This is a genomic window from Streptomyces durbertensis (assembly GCF_014156695.1).
GTDB lineage: Bacteria > Actinomycetota > Actinomycetes > Streptomycetales > Streptomycetaceae > Streptomyces > Streptomyces durbertensis.
On the sequence record NZ_WMLF01000624.1, the window covers coordinates 1 to 2,358 of the forward strand.

General features: G+C 73.8%; 3 protein-coding genes. 1 reads left to right on the forward strand and 2 read right to left on the reverse strand.

Features of this window, described 5'->3' with window-relative positions; translation table 11 throughout:
• Nucleotides 1-816 (reverse strand): hypothetical protein (locus tag GL263_RS25190; protein WP_182858046.1); only part of this gene is annotated, 816 nt, incomplete at its 3' end.
• A gap of 33 nt (nucleotides 817-849) precedes the next feature.
• On the opposite strand from GL263_RS25190, the gene GL263_RS25195 reads away from it, so the two are divergent.
• The gene (locus tag GL263_RS25195) at nucleotides 850-1,992 is read left to right on the forward strand and encodes a cystathionine gamma-synthase (protein ID WP_182858047.1); all 1,143 of its coding nucleotides are present in this window, start codon (nucleotides 850-852) and stop codon (nucleotides 1,990-1,992) included.
• Nucleotides 1,993-2,084: 92 nt separating this feature from the next.
• Here the strand turns inward: GL263_RS25195 and GL263_RS25200 are convergent.
• Nucleotides 2,085-2,358: hypothetical protein (locus GL263_RS25200; protein WP_228456813.1), on the reverse strand; the 274-nt coding region annotated here is incomplete at its 5' end.

Below are 2,358 nucleotides of genomic sequence, written 5' to 3' on the forward strand. Positions count from 1 at the left end.
GAGCAGGCTGCCGGGAGGCGCCGTCGCGGCGGCGCTCTGGGCGAAGGAGTAGGCCTCCTCGCGGGAGCCGTGCCACTTGGCGGACCAGTACGGCAGTGCGGCCAGGTGGGCGCCCATGTGGGCGGGGGCGCGGCGGACGACCTGGTGCCACAGCGACTCGAAGTCGGCGCGGCGGTAGCCCAGCGCCCGGGCGACGAAGAGTTCGGTGATGTGCGGGGTGGGGTCGGGGTCGGCGAGGGCGGCGGCCTCGTGCGCGACGTTGCGGGCCTCTTCGAGGATGATGCGGTGGTCGGCGGAGTCGGGTTCGCCGAGCGCCTGCCAGACGAGGAACTGGGCGTAGACCTGTGCGCCGCCGGCGTCCTGCGGCTGCTCGGCGCGCCAGGCGCGCAGCCAGCGGCCGTCGCCGGCGGGCGCGTCGCCCTTGGTGAGGGAGATGTGCTGTTCGGCGTCGGTGGCGGCGGGCGCGCCGGCGGCCCGCGCCTCGCGGAGTTCCATCGCGGCGGCGCCGGCCAGCGACTGCACGCGCTGCCAGCGCAGCTCCCACTCCTCGGGCCCGTCGGTCAGGGCGAGCAGCCGTGCGACGGGCCGCCAGTCCTGGGTGCGCTGGGTCTCGGTCAGCGCGTCGACGAGTTCGGGGTCGGGGCCCGGGAGGCGTACGTCGAGCTGTTCGGCCGGTACGAAGCCGTGGTGCGCGGGGTCGTTCGCGTGGGCCATGCCCTGGAGGGCGGACTTGGCCGCCTTGCGCCTGCGGACCGTCGGCACGACAAAGAGGCCGATCACGGCACCCACGAGGATGAGGGACAGAAGGAACTCCATGGGGTCCACGGTACGGCGCATTAGGCTCGTCCCATGAGCCACCAGCATTTCGAGACCCTCGCGATCCACGCCGGCCAGGAGCCGGACGCCGCGACCGGCGCCGTCGTCCCGCCGATCCACCAGGTCTCCACGTACAAGCAGGACGGCGTCGGCGGGCTGCGCGGCGGTTACGAGTACAGCCGGTCGGCGAACCCGACCAGGACCGCGCTCGAGGAGAACCTGGCCGCGCTGGAGGGCGGCAGCCGGGGTCTGGCGTTCGCGTCGGGCCTCGCGGCGGAGGACTGCCTGCTGCGCACGGTACTGACGCCCGGCGACCACGTGGTCATCCCGAACGACGCGTACGGCGGCACGTTCCGGCTGTTCGCGAAGGTCGCGCAGCGGTGGGGCGTGGAGTGGTCGGTCGCCGACACCGCCGACCCGACGGCGGTCCGCGCCCAGCTGCGGGACCGCACGAAGGTCGTGTGGGTGGAGACGCCGAGCAACCCGCTGCTGGGCATCACCGACATCGAGCAGGTGGCGGCGGTGGCGCGCGGCGCCGGTGCGCGCCTGGTCGTGGACAACACCTTCGCGAGCCCCTACCTCCAGCAGCCGCTGGCGCTGGGCGCTGACGTGGTGGTCCACTCGACGACGAAGTACATGGGCGGCCACTCCGACGTGGTCGGCGGCGCGCTGGTGACGTCGGACGCGGCGCTGGCGGAGGAGCTGGCGTTCCACCAGAACGCGATGGGCGCCATCGCCGGCCCGTTCGACTCGTGGCTGGTGATGCGGGGCGTGAAGACGCTGGCGGTGCGGATGGACCGGCACAGCGCGAACGCCGAGCGTGTCGCGGAGATGCTGGTGCAGCACCCGAAGGTCACCGAGGTGCTGTACCCGGGCCTGGAGAGCCACCCGGGGCACGAGGTCGCGGCGAAGCAGATGCGGTCGTTCGGCGGCATGGTGTCGTTCCGGGTCGCCGGCGGCGAGGAGGCGGCGGTCGAGGTCTGCAACCGCGCGGAGCTGTTCACGCTGGGTGAGTCGCTGGGCGGCGTGGAGTCGCTGATCGAGCACCCGGGCCGGATGACCCACGCGTCGGCGGCGGGTTCGCTGCTGGAGGTGCCGGGCGACCTGGTGCGGCTGTCGGTCGGCATCGAATCGGTGGACGACCTGCTGGAGGACCTGCGCGCCGCGCTGGGCTGAGCGGGTTTGTGGAGTGGGGGCCGGGTCCGTTGCGACGGGCCCGGCCCCCCTTTTTCGAGCCAGGTGGTTCACGCGCGCTGACGCCGGGGGGTTCACCAGCCGTAGCTCGGCGGGGTGGTCTCCGGGGTTCCGGCGGTCCAGGGATCGGCGGTGACCAACCAGCCGAGCAGCGCGGCGGTGGCGAGGAGCAGCAGGAGCAGCAGCGCGAGACGCAGCGCGCGCCGGCGCCGCAGCAGCCGGTGGCCGTGTACGGCGGCGGTGTCGGCGAGGTCGGCCGGCACCGGCGGCTGGCGGCCGACCTCCAGCAGGTGCCTGACCTGCTCCTCCCTGGGGTCGACGAGCTGGGCCATCAACGCACCTCCGGGG